Raw genomic sequence first — 18032 nt, 5'->3', positions numbered from 1 at the left:
TTCAATGTCACGAAAAATTGAACTACCTGGCGTAGGACAAGAAATCAAGGTCAGCAATCCCAGCAACATCAGTGTTCGAATTATGGGAAGGGGAGGAGAAATCAAAAACAATGTTTTAGGAAAATTTTGCACAGCGAAAAAGATATAAATAAAAGTGTTATATCATAACAATATGGTGCTGTGTAGTTATCCTGGTACCTGATTCTGCCCCAATTAACCGGTTTAATTAAAAAAGAAGGGACAAACTGGCGTTTTTTTTGTAAAAATTGATTGCTATTAATTGCAAAAGCGCGGGCATCCGGCTAGCGTCATCTCCTCACTATAAAAACGGATAAAAACATGAAACCTACTATTCTTGCTTCTGTCGTCGCTTTGGCGTTGATGGGTTGCAGTGAAAATCAAACTGCTCAACAAACACAACAAGTTACTGCATCAGCTGAACAGACTACTGCACCCAGTACGGAACAAAATCAGACGGAAACCGCCAGGCTGAACGCATGGTTCGAAGAAAAATACGAAGAGGGCATCATGCGTAGCCCAATTCAACTCGCTTTCCTTGGCCGCAAGGAGCGCCAAGGGGAAATCGATCAGATGTCTGAAGCGGCGCTTGAAGAAAACCTGGCCTTTACGCGCAAGAATCTGGAAGAGTTAAAAACGTCGTTTGATTACAACAAGCTGACAGACGATGCCAAAATTTCTTATGACGTTTGGGTACATCAGGCAGAAGCCGAGTTGGCTGGCGATGAGTTCCGCTACAATGGCTACGTTTTCGAGCAAATGAACGCCGTACAAACCTTTTTCCCCACTTTGTTGATTTCCTTCCATAACGTCGAAAACAAAGGCGATATGGATAATTTCATCAATCGTCTAAAAGAAACAGGGCGCGCATTAGAGCAGTTAATCGAAGGCTCCAAAAAAGCCGCCAAAGAGGGCGTGCGTCCACCATATTTTGCGTTTGAAGAAGTTATAAAGTCCTCTCAAGCGATTATTACCGGTGCCCCTTTTGACGACGGGGAAGACAGCTCTATTTGGAGTGCAACTAAAACTAAGATTGCCGGGTTAGTTGAAAAAGAAGAAATTGATCAGGCTACTGCGGATGCGTTAACTAGTCAGGCAAAGGATTACTTACTAACTTATTTCAAGCCTGCGTATGAAAAAGTAATTGCCTGGCAAAAAGAAGATCAAGTTAACGCCAGCCAACAAGCTCAGGGGGTAAGTGCATTACCGAATGGTGTCGCTTATTACAATGAGCGTCTTGCTAACCAAACTACGACTTCGCTTACTGCCGATGAGATCCACGAAATTGGTCTTAAAGAAGTGGCCCGCTTGCGCAAAGAAATGATTGCGGCAAAAGATGCTTTTGGCTTCGAAGGCTCATTGGCTGAATATTTCGTATTCTTGCGTGATACTAAAGACGACGAGCGTTTGTACTACCCTAACACCGACGAAGGACGTCAGGGCTATATTGATGATGCTACTGCTGCTATTGATAACATTAAGAGTATGTTACCTGATTATTTTGGTATCTTGCCTAAGGCTGACATGGTAGTTAAACGCGTAGAGCCATTCCGTGAGCAAGATGGTGCGGCCCAGCACTACTATCCTTCTACACCAGATGGTTCGCGCCCGGGTACCTACTACGCGCATTTGTCTGACATGACGGCCATGCCAAAACGCGAACTTGAGGTAATTGCTTATCATGAAGGTTTGCCGGGGCACCACATGCAAATTGCCATCGCCCAGGAACTGGAGGGAGTACCTACATTCCGCACCCAAGCTGGCTTCACTGCTTATATCGAAGGATGGGCGCTTTACACCGAGTGGTTAGCGAAGCAAATGCCCGGAACTTATCAAGATCCACTATCGGAATTCGGTCGTTTGGGTTCTGAAATGTGGCGTGCTATTCGCTTAGTATTGGATACGGGCTTACATGCGAAAGGTTGGACTGAGCAGCAAGCTGTTGACTATTTCAAAGAGAACTCTGCTATTACAGAAGAGCAGGCTCGTTCTGAGGTGCGTCGTTACCTGGTATTACCAGGGCAGGCCACCAGTTATAAAATTGGTATGCTGAAAATCCAGGAGTTACTGGCCAAAGCGCAATCCGAGTTGGGTGATAAATTTGATTATCGCGATTTCCATGATGTGATTTTGGGTGGCGGTGCTGTACCTCTTTCGGTACTTGAAAGAATCGTTGATAACTGGATTGCTGAATCTAAAGCCTAGGTTTAAGCCAGTCTAGACATAAAAATGGAAGCGGCCTTTTGGGCCGCTTTTTTTAGTTTTTTATACTTGTTAATCACTTGAATCCATAAAGATCTAAACACATATCTGGCTATAGTTAAGATATGCCAGGATGATTCATGTACCCCGTTTCCCTTGATACACTTAGTGAACGCAGACGCAAGGTTGCTGTTTTTATCGAAAGTGCGGTAGTCATGCGCACTATCATCGCACTGATATTGTTGAATGCTGTTACTTTGGGCCTTGAAACTGACAAGGGTATTCAGGTGGAATATGGACAGTTATTAAAATGGACTGACACCACGTTACTTTCAATTTTTACCATTGAGATCTTACTCAAGTTATATGCTTACCGAGGTCATTTTTTTAAATCTGGTTGGAATGTTTTCGATTTTCTGATTGTGGGCATAGCCTGGGTTCCTGCCAGTGGGCCACTCTCTGTATTACGGGCCTTCCGTATTCTCCGGGTATTACGCCTGTTGTCCGTTGTGCCTCAAATGCGCCGGGTGATTTCTGCTCTCGGACATTCGATCCCCGGCATGTCATCAGTTATCGGGGTATTATTGTTAATATTTTATGTATGCGCCGTGTTGGCCACTAAGCTGTTCGGGCAGCACCCTGATCCCAATATGCAAGAATGGTTCGGCTCTATTAGTGCGTCGGCTTATACGTTGTTTCAGGTAATGACTTTAGAGAGTTGGTCGATGGGAATCGTAAGGCCCACCATGGAGATTTTTCCTTGGTCAGGTATCTTTTTTATTCCCTTCATCATTGTTACCAGTTTTGCCGTACTCAACTTGTTTATCGGTATTATCGTGGATGCTATGCAGATGGCTCAGGTGGATTCTAGAAAGGAAGATAAAGCCGAGTTAAAAGAATTTGCTCATGAAGAAAATGAACAGCTGAGTGAGCAAATCGCGGCCTTGCAAGACCAGCTGAGCGCCATGCAACAACAGCTGCAAAAGAAAATGAATAAATAAATCTAATAACAAGGAAAGTGTGCCGCAAAGTTAGTTGCTAAGATGTATGCTCACAGATCAAACAGGTAATGGTAAACCCCAAATTCGCTGTTTCGTTGAAAGTGGATCCCCGTTTTCTCGAAAGCGGAATTCATGGCTTCATTGTCTACCAGTACGTCAGCCTTGAATTGTTTGATCCCGCATTCTTTGCCTAACTGGAATAGTCGCTCGATAAAGAAGGCACCTAACCCCTGGCCTTGCCAGTCGTCGCGTACCTGGAAGGCGATTTCAGGAATGCCATCGCTGTCATCCATGATCCACTGACCAATGGCTACTATCTCGTGTTTTGCAGTTTCCGGCGGTGACAACGCAACTAAGGCCATGTCGCGGCTGTAATCAATATCTGAGTATTGTTTCAGTATTTTCTGGGGCAATGAGCGCAGCTTCGAAAAATAACGCATGTAAACGTTTTGATCTGAGAGCTTATGAAAAAAGTCTCTCAGCAGATCTTCATCCACGGCCTTGATGGGGCGCACCAGGACTTGTTTTTGTTGCTCGGTGGTATGGACACACTCCCAGTTTTTTGGGTAAACCGATTTAAACGAGTGCCCCGGCTGCGCCGAGTGTACCAAATAGGATTTTTTGGCTTGCGCCAGCAACGATTCTCTGAATTTGGGGTGGGCGATATCAATCAGGGCCAGACAGCGTTCGCGAATACTTTTGCCAAACAAAAACGCCGTACCGTATTCGGTGATTACATAATGTACATCAACACGGGTGATGGTTACACCGGAGCCTTCGGGTAAAGAGAACAGGATATTGGAGTTCCCTTTAATACTTAGGGAGGGCAATGCCACAATGGGTTTGCCGTTAAGAGAGTAACCGGCGGCGCGAATGGAGTCATCAGAACTGCCGACGCCAGCATAAAAACGATTACCCACTGAATCAACCGCTACCTGACCTGTCAGGTCTACTTTCAGGCCAGTAATAATGGCAATCAGATTGTTGTTTACCGCAATACGGTCGAGGCGATTGACATAGTAGGAGGGATGAAACTCAATAGCGGGGTTGCGGTGGATGGCTTTGTAAAGGTGACTGCTACCATAGGCATGACAAACGATGGTTTTGCCCTGATGAACGTTCTTTTGACTGTTGTTGATGACGCCTTCTTCGATAAGCTCCAGGACTTTGTCGGTTAACAAGTCTGTGTGCAGACCCAGATTCTTGCGTTTTCTCAGGTAGGGGATCAAATCGTCAGTCATGGCGGTAAGATTAAACTTAAGCGTGGCGCCATCCGGAATTTCAAACAGAATATTAGCAGCGATTTTATCCAGCACAGACTTATCCAGGCTAAAGTCACCCAGCCAAGGGAACAACTCATCTTTGTCCGGTAAGGGACTGTGGTTCTCCGTCCACCAATTGATTTTATCGGCCTTAATAAGGGAGTTGCCTTCTGTCCATGGCATGTTTTCACAGATTTCCGCTATCACAATATCTGCCGCGTCGACAGCTTCTCGACTAAAATCTACACCTGTACCGAGGCTACACAAACCATCTTCGTCCGGTGGCGTTACTTTGATTATGGCCACTTCAATAGGGATGCGCTTTTCTTTAATCAAGCGATGCAAGCGCGCACTGGAAACCGGCATGTAATCGGTTATGCCTTCCTGGATGTTTTTTGCTGCGCGATCAAACGCATAAAAAGCGGTGGTGCGAATGCGACTGACGTTTTGCTCCAGATGGGGCAGTTCACCCCCGGGAATAAACTGCAGAATATTAATATCGTGCAGATTTTGCGAACCGGTAACAATCGCATTGAGGGTACAGTGTGCTGTGGCGGAGGTGCTGCCGATGTAGACGCGACTGCCATCGGGAATTTTAGCTGCAACATCCTCAAATTTCAGTCGTTTGGCTTGCCACTGGGGTTGACTGGCGTAGCCTGTGATCGCATTGAGAGGTTTACGGAACCGTAATTTACGCCAGAACACCCGAACTCCGGTTAAAAAATAGACGAGTTGTAATGCATCATAGCAGATAATAACCAAATGACAGATAAACAGCGGCGCAACTTATTGCTGAGGGCATAGCTTGCCATTACTATTGCGTTTTTCACAATTGCAGTTAGCTGCCCGGTTACCGAGTTTTAATAGTCATTTTGCAGTTCATCAAATCCCTTCCAATCAGTCAGCATCTAGATGACATCAGCCAGCAGCTGCAGTCTCACGGCAGCCTGGTATTGACGGCTGAACCCGGTGCCGGTAAATCGACCGCTGTGCCATTGTTTTTAATGCAGCAAGCCTGGTTGCAAGGCAAAAAGATCATTATGCTGGAGCCGCGTAGGGTTGCCGCTAAAGCAATAGCGCATTTTCTGGCCAGGCAGCTAGGGGAATCAGTAGGGCAACGCGTTGGCTATCGGGTCAAAAACGATAATAGGGTGTCGGCTAATACCCAATTGGAGATTGTCACGGAAGGCATACTAACGCGACAAATACAACAACAACCAGAGCTGGATGGCGTTGCTTTGGTGATCTTCGATGAATTTCACGAACGCAGTGTGCAAGCTGATTTAGGCTTGATGTTAGTGAAAGAAATCAGGGCTGCACTAAGAGAGGATTTACACTGTCTGGTGATGTCTGCCACCATCGATTCCGATAGTGTTAGCCAATATCTTGAAGGTGCACCCGTTAAGCATGTGGAAGGGCGTACATTTCCGGTAGATATTAGGTATCTGTCGCCGGGACGAAAACGCCTTGCTGAAGTTGTCTGGAGCGCGGCTTTTCCTTTTTTGCAGGCTAATGAACAACAAAAATCTCGAGACATTCTGGTGTTTTTGCCGGGGCAGGCAGAGATTCATCGTTGCATCAATTTGTTTCAGGAGAATTTGCCCAAGCAGTTAAATAATGTGGAAATTTTACTGTTACCACTTTATGGTGCTTTACCCCTCAAGCAACAACAGCAAGTCTTAGCCCCTGATGAGCAGGGCAGACAACGCGTGCTGTTTGCCACCAATATTGCAGAAACCAGCTTAACCATTGACGGAATCTCTGTGGTGATTGATTCCGGGTTAGAAAGGCGCTCGTTATACGACGTGAAAACCGGTATGACTCGCCTGGAAAGCGGCTATATTGCGAAATCTTCCGCTACGCAAAGAGCGGGACGAGCGGGCAGGACTGCAGCAGGTGTTGCTATTCGTTTGTGGTCGGAGTCGCAGCAACAACAGTTAGCTGATTATCGCCATGAAGAAATTAAACGAGCTGATTTGATGGATTTAATCCTGGAACTAGCCGTATGGGGACAACAGGATTTTAACCATATCGACTGGCTTACTCCGCCGCCAATGGGGCATTTTGAGAAAAGTCGCGACTTATTGCAGCTGCTCGGTTTTATTGATGATAAAGGCAAGCCCTCGACTGCGGGCCAGCAAGCCGTGAAACTGTCACTGCCACCGCGTTTAGCTGCAATCTTTCTCTCGGCAAAGACAGAACGCGAACAACGTTTGGCGGCAGATATTTGTGCCTTATTGAGCGAGCAGGATATACTGAGAGATTTCCATACGGTGGGATTTGAGCACCGGTTACAGGCATTGTGGTGCGAGACAGATTTTAAAAAACACATCAAGTTCAATGTATTGCAACAGGTTAAAGCCACGGCAAGTAAAATTTTATCTCGCGTTGGAACAAGTGCTAAAAGCAATGCACATACACAAGAGGACAAAGAATCCATCGGACGTTTGATTCTGGCGGGATATCCGGACTTATTAGCGAAGAAACGCACAGAAAACAGCAGTAGTTATCTGCTGTACAACGGGCGAGGGGCTGAGTTGCCTTTAGATGATCCGCTCAATCAAAGCCAATGGTTGCTTGTTTTGGATATTGACGCACAACTGAAAAGTGGTCGCATTTGGTTGGCCACTGAAATCAGCGAATCGCAGGTGCTGACTTTTACTGAACCTCACCTTCAATCACAACAAACTCTGAGCCTTAATGAAAAGTCAGGTAAAGCCCAATGCATCCAACTTAATAACTTCGGCGCGATTGAAATAAAGCGCACGGTAACGGAAGACTTAACGTTACAGCAAAAACAACAACTATTGCTCCAACAGGTAAAGCAAAGAGGACTTACCTGTTTAAACTGGACCAAACAATGTCAGCGCTGGTTGGAAAGGGCTGCCTGGCTTGCCAGTGTAGATAGTTATTTTCCTCAAATTAGTGAGTCGACTTTGCTTGCCGATATGGAAGCCTGGCTTGAGCCTTATCTGGGTAGTGTTGGCTCGATGGCAGAATTGCAAAAGCTGGATGTTTTTTCCTTACTGAAATCTGTACTGGATTGGGAGCAACAGACGCAGTTGGATAAAGATGCGCCAGATTTTTTTATAGCGCCGACGCAAGAACAGTTTCCAATTCGCTATGATACGGCGCAAGGTCCTACGGTATCTGTGCAGTTGCAAACGCTGTTTGGTTTAACGGATTCACCTAAGTTAGCGAATCACACCATACCACTGCGCTTTGAGCTGCTTTCGCCAGCGAGAAGACCTATACAAACCACCAGCGATTTGCATGGTTTCTGGACCGGCTCGTATTTTGAGGTGGCCAAAGAGATGCGAGGGCGTTATCCCAAACACCGTTGGCCAGAGGTTCCGCTTGAGGAAAAACCGGGTAAATCTTTGAAACGTAGATAGGCTTTCTAAGCAGTGTGCCTTAATACTAGGGTAAAAATACCTGACACGATTTTAAAAATGAACATTACGGCGTTTTTTGTATACGTAAATGGCGTCATCTAGTTGCCGTCTGAAAATTGGCAGGTTCGGCCAGTTTTCTGCGATGTTTGCTGCATTGCTAAAACCCACATGTACGCCTTCTGTGGTGACATTGGTGGCTTTGACCAGGTTGCTCGCTCGTGGATCGGTATCTTGCTTAATGGTCCAAATTTGCTGTTCGAAAAGCGTACAGTCCACCAAGTTTTTGTTCACCATATTCCACGCTACTGAAACAGAAGGTACCTCTAAAAAGTTAGCGATTGATGTGATGGATTTGTCTCGTGTTTTGTAGTCAAGCCATCCGTCATAGCCATCGACATTAGTAATAAGTTTACCTGCGAAATCTGAGGGCCATTTGGCACCTTTCTTTATGTTGGATTCCGGGTGACAAATTACAACAACTCGCTCATAAGCAAAAGTTTGTGAATAAGGGTACACGAACTTCCTATCCTGACCGCGGTAATAAGTTCCCAAAATTGCGGGGGATTTGCCTGTTTTAACCTGTTGTAATCCTTGTCTCCAGCTCATAGGTTTGAGGGTGATTTCGAAATCAGGCATGAGTTGATTAAGCTCACTTACTATATCAACGTATATACCTGCAACTTTGTCATCTTTTACATAGCTGTAAGGGAAATAGCTGTTTTCTGTGACTACAGGTATCGATGTTTTGGCAATAGCCGCATTAACAGTGGCCAAAGATAGAGCCAACAAAAAACAAATTCTAAGCATAAAAAGACGAGATTGTATTGTTCTAATCCGGAGAGAATATGCTAAATTTAATTTTATTAAAAGTTGAAGTTGGCCCGGGAAAAGGCCTTATGTGTCAGACTTCAGATACTCTAGAGAGCGTTATGGAAGCGTTTGGCCGTCAATACCTAAAACTTTTCAGCCCTTTGCCCCAGCATAAAAGCGCAGGCTGGCTGATGGTAACTCTCTTGCTGACAACGTATTTCAATAGTAGTGCGTTTGCGCAGCAAGATGGTAATTCTGACTCTCACTCAATTCGAATCTGGCATAAAAATGCCGCTCATCAATCCACCTTATCATTTTTACAGTTGGCCCTAGAAAAAGCCTACCCGGATGATATTCCGAGGTTAAACGTTATTACCGTAGATGACAATGAAGTTGCATTCTCCAAACTTGAAGACGTCGATGAAAATGCGCGACTGGATATAGTAGTGTCCGCCGTATCAGAAGATCGTGAAGACCGGTATTTACCTATTTATGTGCCGCTGGACAGGGGGCTATTGGGTTTTCGGTTGTGTATGGTAGAGCCTATGTATGTAGAGCGTTTTTCCAAAGTAAAGTCAGTAACTGATTTTGCCCGTCAGTCATTGCGCTTGACCTTGGTAAAGGCCTGGCCTGATGTCAGTATTATGCGACATAACCAAATTCCATTGCATACCACGGTTCATTACAACGAAGCCATTGAAGCTTTACAAACAAATAAAGCACACTGCTTCAGTCGGAGCGTGATTGAAATTGATGATGAGTTAAAAGTAAATCCACAACTGTTAATTGAGCCTCATATCGCCTTGATTTACCCCTTAGCAGATATTATTTATGTGAATCCAAACTTACCTAAACTGCACCAGACTCTGACGATTGGACTGGAGTTAGCTATCGAAGACAACAGCTATTTTGAAATGGCCGAAAAGTACTACGCTGAGATTCTAACTAACCATGGCTTTTATTCGAGAAAACTATTAATTATGCAGAACCCTAACGTTACTGATCCCGCCCTTGAGGCGATTAATCGTTTTGGAATTGCCAGCTTCATCAAGTCAACGGGGAACACTAAGTCATGAAATCAAGGTTGTGTTTCTTGTCATTGTTACTGTTAGTTTTCAAAGCTCAATCAGTTCCGCTGGATGAAGTTGTGCTTTGGGAACGGAATTATGAACGTCCAGAATTTAGAGAACTTGTTATCAGGGCGCTTGAAAAAACGATACCTGAATACGGTAATTATTCATTGAAATCATCGCTACCCATGGAGCAAGGCACAGCCTTTGCCAACCTCGCCAGAGGCGCACGGTTAAATGTCGCGATTGCCGGAACAACTCCTGAGAGAGAGGCCGCCCTGGCCACCATATTTATTCCGGTTGATAAGGGGCTACTGGGATTCCGGTTGTGCTTGGTAAAACAGCAAAATAGAGAGGCTTTTGCCAATATCACGTCACTAATGGACTTTCATAAATCAGGGCATGTTATTGGGGTAGGGACGCACTGGCCAGATCGTCATATCATTGAAAGCAATGGGTTAAAAACCATGCACTCGGAGTTTCTCGACAACTTGTTCAACATGATGGAGTTTGACAGGTTTAGTTGTTTTTTACGTAGCGTGAATGAGATAGAAGCGGAAATTCTAGCCAATCAACATCGTGGTTATATAGATGAGCAGCATATTGCGATGCTGTATCCCGCCGCTGATTTTGTGTTTGTATCTAAGCAGCACAGTAGAATTAAGGCAAGAATTGAACAGGGTATTCTGATAAGCATTGAAGATGGCGATTTTGATCGACATTTCGAGCGTTACTATGCCAATGCCTTGAGGCGGTTTAATTTTTTTAATCGCAAAATGTTGTTCTTAACTAATCCCGATATTTCTCCCGAAGCTAAAGCGGCTATCAACTTTTATGGGTTGGCGAGTTTTGCAGGATAAAATTCATCACATCCATAGCAACAGAAAACAAAATAACAAAAAAGTTTAAAAAAAGTGTTATGAATAACTATGTATCAGGGAATACTCCCTTAATGAGGCTGTGAGCTGTTACAAATAAAGCTCTGACAAGTGATTCTTTGGTCACTTTTAGAGTTTGTGTTTTGTATTTGAATCACTAAAACTGCATTAATATTCAATGCTTTAGGACGCTTATCCTATTCTGTGCTACTGAGTTCATAATCGCTAAACTCCACCCTGTTGATCAATAATAAATTATTGTGATATACCTTTTAGCAGTTCAAAAAAACAGCATTAAAAGGCGTAAAGGTGCACTCATTTCTTGCCCGTCAACAACAAGCCAAGCCATCGCATAACTGCGATGCTGGTGAGTTTGAGGTAAGGCTGGATAACATACCTTTTCAATCACCTCTAAATCTATTATCTCCTTCTGGCTCGGCAGATTATCACCTGTCTGAGTGGTTCGACGAATAGTCTGATTTACTAACTTGCCCGCTATTTTGCTTGCCAATAGTGGGCGTATCTGCGCAAGCAAAAAACTCAAAAAACAATAAAAACAACAAAAACAATTAACAACAACTGTTGGAAAAATTATGAAAACTACAATAAAGCTGGTGTCAGCCATGACGCTATTGGCTTCGTCTGTGGCGAACGCCTGTATTACCCAGGAAACTGAATCCAATGATACTGAATCCAGTGCCAATGATGGCATCTGTAGCGGGGTATTGATTCAGGCTGATATCGATTCTCGTCGGGATACCGACTGGTATCGATTCGATGCTGTCACTGATGGCACGGTAAGTATCACGTTGGATCACAACAGCCGTGATGATTTTGATTGGGATTTATATCGCAGTACTGGCAGTGCTGTTGCATCGGGTGCCACCAGTTCTGTCCCTGAAAGTGGCTCTTACGCTGGAACTGCTGGCGAATATCTCCTTAAAGTTAGTCGCTATCGTGGTACTGGTTGGTACGATTTAACCATTGATTTCCCTGATGATGGTTCAGGTGGTGGTGATGGCGGCGACGGTGGTGATAATGGCGGCGGAACTGGGGATTGCCAATATACAGCGCGTCCTTCCAAGCCGGGTGGATTAAAAGCTTACATCGTGGGTAATGATACAGATGTATGCATCGCAGAGCCCGCTCAAGCTGGAGTGCTATTGATGGGCGGTGGTCCTGACGTGGACGCGTCGTTTAGTCAGCGAGTTAATCCGCACATTGCCGGTGGTGACGTTGTGGTATTGCGTACATCTGGTACTGATGCATACAACGATTACTTGCTACCTTTAACTGGAGCAGACTCGGTTGAAACCATAATTGTTGATTCCGTCTCCCGAGCGAATTCTGATTATGTGGAATGGGCGATTCAAACAGCTGAATTTGTATTTATTGCCGGTGGTGATCAATCTGATTATCTGAATCAATGGCAAGGAACAAAAGTACAAAGTGCACTTCAGCATGTGTATGCGAAAAATGGCATTATTGGGGGGACTTCAGCCGGTAACGCAGTACAGGGAGAATACATCTACGACCCAGATGGTGTTTTGGGGGCTATCAGCGAAGAAGCTGTTACGGACCTTTGTCATGAAACTATCAATATCTCCACTAACTTCCTGAATACTCAATTACTGGCGGGAGTCATAACGGATACGCATTTTGCCGAGAGAGATAGAATGGGGCGTATGGCGACATTTCTTGCGAATATCGGCATGGGTAACAGGGCCATTGGCGTTGATGAAAATGCAGCATTGTATGTTACTGAGGACGGCAACGGGGTGTTAGATGGCACAGGAAACGCTTATGTGCTGGCCACTGACAGCCAAACTAACTTTACCCAGGCAAGTTGTGGTCAGGCTGTAGTGTTGGATAATTTATTGAATTATCAATTGCAGCCGGGTGATACCTACAATGTGCTCACGGGCGCATCCAGTGTTACTCCGCAGCGCCTTGATATCGACGGTCGCAATAGCAACTTCTACAATCCGTCAAATCCATACTAATTTGAAGGCTCGCCGCTTCGTCAATGGAGCGGCGATTTTTTAAACTATTCCACCACCTGTCTCGTTTGTTGTGCAGTTCGTCTGAAACGGCTGGAAAGACTGCAATAAAAACTTTCTAATTCCGCTGTTAACACAGGCTGAGCGCAACTCAGCAGATGATTTTGGAACAGGTATGAATCTCACTCGCTCTTCGGTAAAAAATCCAGCAGCCGTGCTGGTGATCGTGGCACTGGTATTCATTTTTGGCGTGATTGCCATGATGAAACTCCCCATTCAGTTGACGCCAGACATTGAACAACCGCAAATTACCATCTCTACGGGTTGGCGCGCAGCGGCACCGGAAGAAGTGGAGTCGGTGATCATCGAACCGCAGGAAAATGTAGTTAAGAACACGCGAGGCGTAGTGGATGTCACCACCAGCATTCAGCGCGGTTTTGGCAATATTACCTTAACTTTTGATGTGGGCACCAACATGCAACAAGCTATGCTGGATGTCATCAATAATCTCAACCAGGCACCACCGTTACCGCTAGATGTATTCGAACCTGTAGTAGCAACAGGAGGCGGTCGAGGTGGCCCCAATGCAGCGTCTTTGTTAGTGCGACCAGTACCGGGCAATGACCTGACGGAGATGGCCAACCACCAGGCGCTTATTGAAGATGTGATTGAGCCGCGTCTTGCCCGTATCTCGGGAGTCGGCCAGGTCAATTTGAACAGCCAGCGTCCACGGGAATTACGTATCTCCTTTGAACCACACAAGCTGGCAGCGCTGGGCATTCCCATCGGACAAGTAGCAAACACCGTTGCTCGCGCTTCAGACGTTTCAGGTGGCTTTGCCGATGTTGGGCGCCGTCAATACACAGTGCGTTTTGCCGGACAATACGATCTGGAATCGCTGTCAAATATGATCATTTCCTACAGCGGTGATCGCCCGGTATTTCTTAAAGATGTTGCCACCGTAGAAAATACTCTGGTGGATAGATTTGGTTTCACTTTGCGTAACGGTGCGCCTGCTTATTACATCACTATTACGCGTGGTAACGAGGCTAATACGGTGGCGTTGCTGGACGATATTAATCTGGCGATTAACGAGTTAAATGAAGGTCCGTTGGCCGAAGTTGGTTTGATGATCGATCTCAGTTTCGACTCTTCAGTTCATATTCGCAATGCCTTGCTATTAGTGAAGAGTAATCTTGGCCTTGGTGTGTTTCTGGCCTTAGGGATTTTGTGGCTTTTCTTGCGGGGTTGGAAAGCAACACTGATCATTGCGACTACCATTCCACTGTCAGTGATGGTGGCGTTTTTAGTGTTGAGTATGTTGGAGCGTAGTCTCAACGTGATTTCTTTGGCAGGTGTGGCCTTTGCCGTCGGACTGGTTCTGGACGCAGCTATTATTGTTCAGGAAAACATTGTGCGCTTGCGCAGTGAAGGCATGGACAACAAGAAAGCTGTTGTGAAAGGGGCCACCCAGGTTGCAGGTGCTTTGTTTGCTTCAACGGCTACCAGCGTCGCTATTTTCCTACCTATCCTGTTTATGAAAGGCATTGAAGGACAGCTGTTTTCAGACCTGGCGTTAACCTTATCCGTAGCCGTTATCGCATCACTGGTTTCAGCGGTTACTATTTTGCCTATTGCCAGTCGTTATCTGTTGAGCGATTTACCTAAGCAAGATCCGCATGAAGATTATTGGCAGAAGTTAACGGACTTCATTATGAAGCTCACGGCAACGGCGAAACAGCGTACAGCATGGATAGCCGGCCTGATAATTGGCTCAGTGCTGATCACCACCACCTTAATGCCCAGAACCGACTTTATGCCACGGGCTCCGATTGATGGCTTTTTCTTCTCTTTGAATTTGCCACCAGGTGGCAATATTGAATTCCTTGATGAAGAGATGGCTAATCGCTTTCGCGACCGCATTGCGCCTTATACCACAGGAGAAAAACAACCCAAGGTGAAAAGCTATAACTTTTACAGTTATGGGCCTAATGCCACGGGCGGCTTTATTTATGCCGATGATCCCACGCGCGTGGAAGAGCTGATGCAAGTGGTACAAAGTGAAGTGCTGGCAGATTTGCCAGATACACAAGTTTTCCTGTTCCGGGGCTCCATGATCAATGTAACTGGAGGGGGCAATGGCCGCTCGGTGAATATTGATTTACAAGGGCCCGATATCGACCCGTTAATGGCAGCTGCTCAAATTGGGATTCAGAAAATACAAGAGCATTTACCTGGCACGAGTGCACAACCTGTACCCGCTTTATCGATGGCAGAGCCGGAGCTTCGTTTGTTACCCAATGACAGAAGGATCACTCAAGCGGGATTGAATCGCAGTGATGTGGCCAATGCGGTACGTGCATTCACTGATGGCTTGTTTGTCGCCGAATATTTTGATGGCAATGACCGTATGAATGTCATATTGCGGGGCACTCCTTGGAATAACCCGGATGAATTGGCAGCACTGCCCATTTACACACCGCGCTCCGGTATACAAACCTTGGGCGAGTTGGCCACAGTCACCCGTACCGTAGGGCCTAGCCAGTTGCGTCGGGTGGATGGCAAACGCACCATATCTCTGATTGTCAGACCACCAGAGATCATGTCCCTGGAAGAAGCCATGGCCCAACTGGAAGAGCAGGTGATTCCCGCCATCAAAGCGGAATTACCTTCAGACGCTAACCTGTTAGTTAATGGCAACGCTAACCGCATGCAACAGGCCATTTGGGATATGTTACAAAACTTCATTTTGGCGCTTATTATTCTGTTTTTATTGATGACGGCGCTGTTTAAGTCGGGCAAAGACAGTTTATTGGTACTCACCGTGATGCCCATGGCGTTAGCGGGTGGAGTAATAGGCTTGTGGGTGTTGAACCTCTTTACCTTTCAGTCACTGGATTTGCTGACTATGATTGGTTTTATCATCCTGTTGGGATTAGTGGTAAACAATGCCATTTTGCTGGTGGATCAAACTCGCTGCTCTGAGCGGGAAGGGTTAAGTCGTCAGGCTGCGGTTCGTCAGGCAGTGAGAATTCGAGCCAGACCGGTTTACATGAGCACACTCACCAGCTTGTTTGGCATGCTGCCCTTGATGATATTACCCGGGGTTGGCTCAGAAATTTATCGCGGCCTTGCAACCGTAATTGTTGGTGGTATGGCCATTAGTGCGCTGTTTACCTTGATATTATTGCCTTCACTGTTGCGCATTGGCGAGCAAAAAACACAAGCTCAATTTTCAACTCAGTCTTCTTTCGCTGCACAGGAGTCAGCACAATGAAAAATGCATTAATACTAACCGCCGCTTTGGTTTCTTCACTGGTCTGTTTCAGTAGTTCGGCGCAGACGCCTCCTGCAAAACCTGTGAACGTTGGTGTTGTTGAAAAGTCCGTGTTTGTGCCAACAGTGGATATTGTTGGCAGTATTTACAGTCGCAATAATGTACAACTTACTGCGGGTGTCGGCGGACGTTTGGAGTTTGTGGCAGAGCCCGGTACTTATCTGGTGGAAGGTGACACCGTAGCGCGCATTGATCAGCTACCGCTACAGTTACAACAGGCGGAGCAAGAAGCGGAAATCAAGCGGGAACAAATCAACATTAAATATCTAGCAAGAGAAGTGGATCGATTGAAGAATCTTCGCGAGAGCAATAGCGCTTCTGCCTTTCAATTAGACCAAACTCAGTCGCAATATGACCTCGCTCAAGCGGATTTGGAAATTGCCAAATTGCGCTTGCGACAAATCAACGATCAATTGAGCCGGGCAGTGGTGAAAGCGCCTTTTGATGGGGTGATCACCGACCGAATCCGCGAAGCCGGGGGGATGTGAACCGTAGTGATGTGCTGGTGACCATGTTAGACACAGAAAACCTGGAAGGACGCATTTTTGTGCCAGTGAAATACTTACCATTCCTACGCACCAGTAAAGAAGTGTTGATTAAATCGGAAAATAATCAAATAAGTGCCGCCATCAAAGCCATTATTCCGGCCGCAGATCGCCAGTCTCAGTCTTTTGAACTCAGAGTGAGTTTACCTGCAGGTGCTAACGAAAGCTGGACCAGCGGTGAGTTGATTACCGCCACCGTTCCCGTCAGAGCGCCGCAAGAGACTCTGACTGTGCATCGCGATGCCTTGATCCTGCGTAAAGAAGGGACTTACGTAGTGGTGATTGACGATGAGAACAAGGCCCACCGCCATCTGGTGCAAGTGGGTGAGGGTATGAAGGAGCGCGTTAGTATTCAAAGTGATGCGATTCAAGCCGGAGACAAAGTGGCTACTCGTGGTGCAGAGCGCATTCAGGATGGACAAACCGTTACTATTGCCAGGCCAAATGCTTAAGACCAAATAGGAAGTGAGTTCCGGCGGTTAAATCACTATGGCAGGTTGAGTGTTTCCAGCCGCTGCTTAATCTGCCGCTTCTCTCTGATTAAGTGCCATCTGAATCAGTTTCACACCTGGAGATCAACGAATATTGCTAACCCATTTTTCACTTAGCTGTGCGATTACACCGGATGATTGCAGTTGTCGCATCGCATTGCCGATTTCTTCCTTGTGAATCATAAGCCCACTGGTTTTGCTGATAACGGTATGAGATTGCAGGGTTGCGCTGGTTTGGTAGTCAGATTTTTTCATGATCTTTTTGATGTTAGGGTTACTCTTTTCAAGGTCGAAAAAAAGCTCATCAAATCCTGCTAACACATCAATCTTTCCTGCGGCGAGCAAAGAAACACCTGTTTCTGTGGTTTTTACGTCCATTTTCAATAGGTGTTTGGCCTTCTCAAACTCTTCAAAATAAACGGTACTGCCCACATAGCCAATCACGAAGTTATCCTGTTGTAAGTCGGAGAATTCATCGATAACACGCTTGTCATCATAGCGCTGATAAAACACGGTAACATGTGTGCCTTGTAAATAAGACGGCTCGATAAATTCTAGAAAGGTTTCGCGGGCCGTTGAGCGCAGCAGGGTATGCGCCATGTCTACTTCACCGTTCATTAATGCCTGCATACATTCAGACCAGCTGCAATGATAATAGGAAAAGTTAACTCCCAAGGTGTCAGCCAGCTTTTGAGTTAATTCATGTTCAAAACCGGCGTAGGTTGTTCCTGTTTCAGTATGGTTCACCATCATGTAGGGGGGCAGGTGATTGGCAATTAATCGTATTTCGGGCGTTTGGGTTTTAATCGCACCACTATTGGCAAGTAATTGCGGACAATAACCCACAACACACAGCAGGAAGATCTTAACCGCTGTGAGCAATCGGGTAGGGCTGAGTCTCATCATTCGAACTGGCCGATGACGATGGGCTAAAAAAGTTTTCACGCCATTAAATCCATTTAACGGTAATTGGACTATTGTTAGTAAACACATCAGTAGCAACAAGCTTTGGAGGATTCGTTT

Annotated in this window: 13 protein-coding genes; 9 read left to right on the top strand and 4 right to left on the bottom strand. The window is 45.8% G+C overall.

Going from position 1 to position 18032, the window contains the following annotated elements:
- Positions 1-339 precede the first annotated feature (339 nt).
- On the top strand, positions 340-2223 hold the full coding sequence (locus AABA75_RS12885; RefSeq protein WP_338293014.1) for a DUF885 domain-containing protein: 1884 nt from the start codon (positions 340-342) through the stop codon (positions 2221-2223).
- Positions 2224-2360: 137 nt separating this feature from the next.
- Positions 2361-3221: an ion transporter gene (locus AABA75_RS12880; protein WP_338293013.1), complete on the top strand. Its 861-nt coding sequence runs from the start codon at positions 2361-2363 to the stop codon at positions 3219-3221.
- 50 nt (positions 3222-3271) lie between these two features.
- On the opposite strand, the gene AABA75_RS12875 is transcribed toward AABA75_RS12880, so the two are convergent.
- A complete protein-coding gene (locus AABA75_RS12875) occupies positions 3272-5188 on the bottom strand; it encodes a GNAT family N-acetyltransferase (protein ID WP_338293012.1) in 1917 nt (638 codons plus the stop codon).
- A gap of 167 nt (positions 5189-5355) precedes the next feature.
- Between AABA75_RS12875 and hrpB the strand changes: the two genes are divergently transcribed.
- Entirely contained in the window at positions 5356-7878 is a 2523-nt protein-coding gene (gene hrpB, locus AABA75_RS12870; protein ID WP_338293011.1) for an ATP-dependent helicase HrpB, read from the top strand.
- 51 nt (positions 7879-7929) lie between these two features.
- On the opposite strand, the gene AABA75_RS12865 is transcribed toward hrpB, so the two are convergent.
- Positions 7930-8652 carry a substrate-binding periplasmic protein gene (locus AABA75_RS12865; RefSeq protein WP_338293010.1) on the bottom strand — a complete coding sequence of 241 codons (723 nt, stop codon included), beginning with the start codon at positions 8650-8652 and terminating at the stop codon, positions 7930-7932.
- 71 nt (positions 8653-8723) lie between these two features.
- Here AABA75_RS12865 and AABA75_RS12860 point away from each other — a divergent pair, with 71 nt between their 5' ends.
- Complete coding sequence (locus AABA75_RS12860; protein WP_338293009.1) at positions 8724-9764, top strand: hypothetical protein; 1041 nt, start codon at positions 8724-8726, stop codon at positions 9762-9764.
- Positions 9761-10618, top strand: a complete 858-nt coding sequence (locus tag AABA75_RS12855) for a hypothetical protein (protein WP_338293008.1) — start codon at positions 9761-9763, stop codon at positions 10616-10618. Before AABA75_RS12860 ends, AABA75_RS12855 begins: the two co-directional genes overlap by 4 nt.
- Before the next feature lie 298 nt (positions 10619-10916).
- Here AABA75_RS12855 and AABA75_RS12850 read toward each other — a convergent pair whose 3' ends face one another.
- The gene (locus AABA75_RS12850; RefSeq protein ID WP_338293007.1) at positions 10917-11261 is read right to left on the bottom strand and encodes a hypothetical protein; all 345 of its coding nucleotides are present in this window, start codon (positions 11259-11261) and stop codon (positions 10917-10919) included.
- Here AABA75_RS12850 and AABA75_RS12845 point away from each other — a divergent pair.
- The 4 genes from AABA75_RS12845 (at position 11230) to AABA75_RS12830 (ending at position 16970) form a co-directional block, all read left to right on the top strand.
- The gene (locus AABA75_RS12845; protein WP_338293006.1) at positions 11230-12639 is read left to right on the top strand and encodes a Type 1 glutamine amidotransferase-like domain-containing protein; all 1410 of its coding nucleotides are present in this window, start codon (positions 11230-11232) and stop codon (positions 12637-12639) included. The genes AABA75_RS12850 and AABA75_RS12845 overlap by 32 nt on opposite strands.
- A 172-nt stretch (positions 12640-12811) precedes the next feature.
- Positions 12812-15913 (top strand): efflux RND transporter permease subunit, encoded by a 3102-nt coding sequence (locus tag AABA75_RS12840; RefSeq protein WP_338293005.1) that lies wholly within the window; start codon positions 12812-12814, stop codon positions 15911-15913.
- Positions 15910-16461, top strand: a complete 552-nt coding sequence (locus tag AABA75_RS12835) for an efflux RND transporter periplasmic adaptor subunit (RefSeq protein ID WP_338293004.1) — start codon at positions 15910-15912, stop codon at positions 16459-16461. Before AABA75_RS12840 ends, AABA75_RS12835 begins: the two co-directional genes overlap by 4 nt.
- Positions 16458-16970 carry an efflux RND transporter periplasmic adaptor subunit gene (locus AABA75_RS12830; protein ID WP_338293003.1) on the top strand — a complete coding sequence of 171 codons (513 nt, stop codon included), beginning with the start codon at positions 16458-16460 and terminating at the stop codon, positions 16968-16970. The genes AABA75_RS12835 and AABA75_RS12830 overlap by 4 nt, the downstream gene beginning before the upstream one ends.
- A gap of 123 nt (positions 16971-17093) precedes the next feature.
- On the opposite strand, the gene AABA75_RS12825 is transcribed toward AABA75_RS12830, so the two are convergent.
- Positions 17094-17954 carry a transporter substrate-binding domain-containing protein gene (locus tag AABA75_RS12825; protein WP_338293002.1) on the bottom strand — a complete coding sequence of 287 codons (861 nt, stop codon included), beginning with the start codon at positions 17952-17954 and terminating at the stop codon, positions 17094-17096.
- Positions 17955-18032: the final 78 nt, after the last annotated feature.

Source organism: Planctobacterium marinum (genome assembly GCF_036322805.1).
Taxonomy (GTDB): Bacteria; Pseudomonadota; Gammaproteobacteria; order Enterobacterales; family Alteromonadaceae; genus Planctobacterium; species Planctobacterium marinum_A.
Note: the sequence above shows the minus strand (reverse complement) of the source record. Positions and strands in the feature narration are given on the sequence as shown.

Coding starts and splice junctions, on each gene's coding strand:
- AABA75_RS12835 (WP_338293004.1), top strand. CDS start 15,910: ATGAAAAATGCATTAATACTAACCGCCGCTTTGGTTTCTTCACTGGTC.
- AABA75_RS12850 (WP_338293007.1), bottom strand. CDS start 11,261: ATGGCTGACACCAGCTTTATTGTAGTTTTCATAATTTTTCCAACAGTT.
- AABA75_RS12840 (WP_338293005.1), top strand. CDS start 12,812: ATGAATCTCACTCGCTCTTCGGTAAAAAATCCAGCAGCCGTGCTGGTG.
- AABA75_RS12885 (WP_338293014.1), top strand. CDS start 340: ATGAAACCTACTATTCTTGCTTCTGTCGTCGCTTTGGCGTTGATGGGT.
- AABA75_RS12855 (WP_338293008.1), top strand. CDS start 9,761: ATGAAATCAAGGTTGTGTTTCTTGTCATTGTTACTGTTAGTTTTCAAA.
- AABA75_RS12880 (WP_338293013.1), top strand. CDS start 2,361: ATGTACCCCGTTTCCCTTGATACACTTAGTGAACGCAGACGCAAGGTT.
- AABA75_RS12860 (WP_338293009.1), top strand. CDS start 8,724: ATGCTAAATTTAATTTTATTAAAAGTTGAAGTTGGCCCGGGAAAAGGC.
- AABA75_RS12845 (WP_338293006.1), top strand. CDS start 11,230: ATGAAAACTACAATAAAGCTGGTGTCAGCCATGACGCTATTGGCTTCG.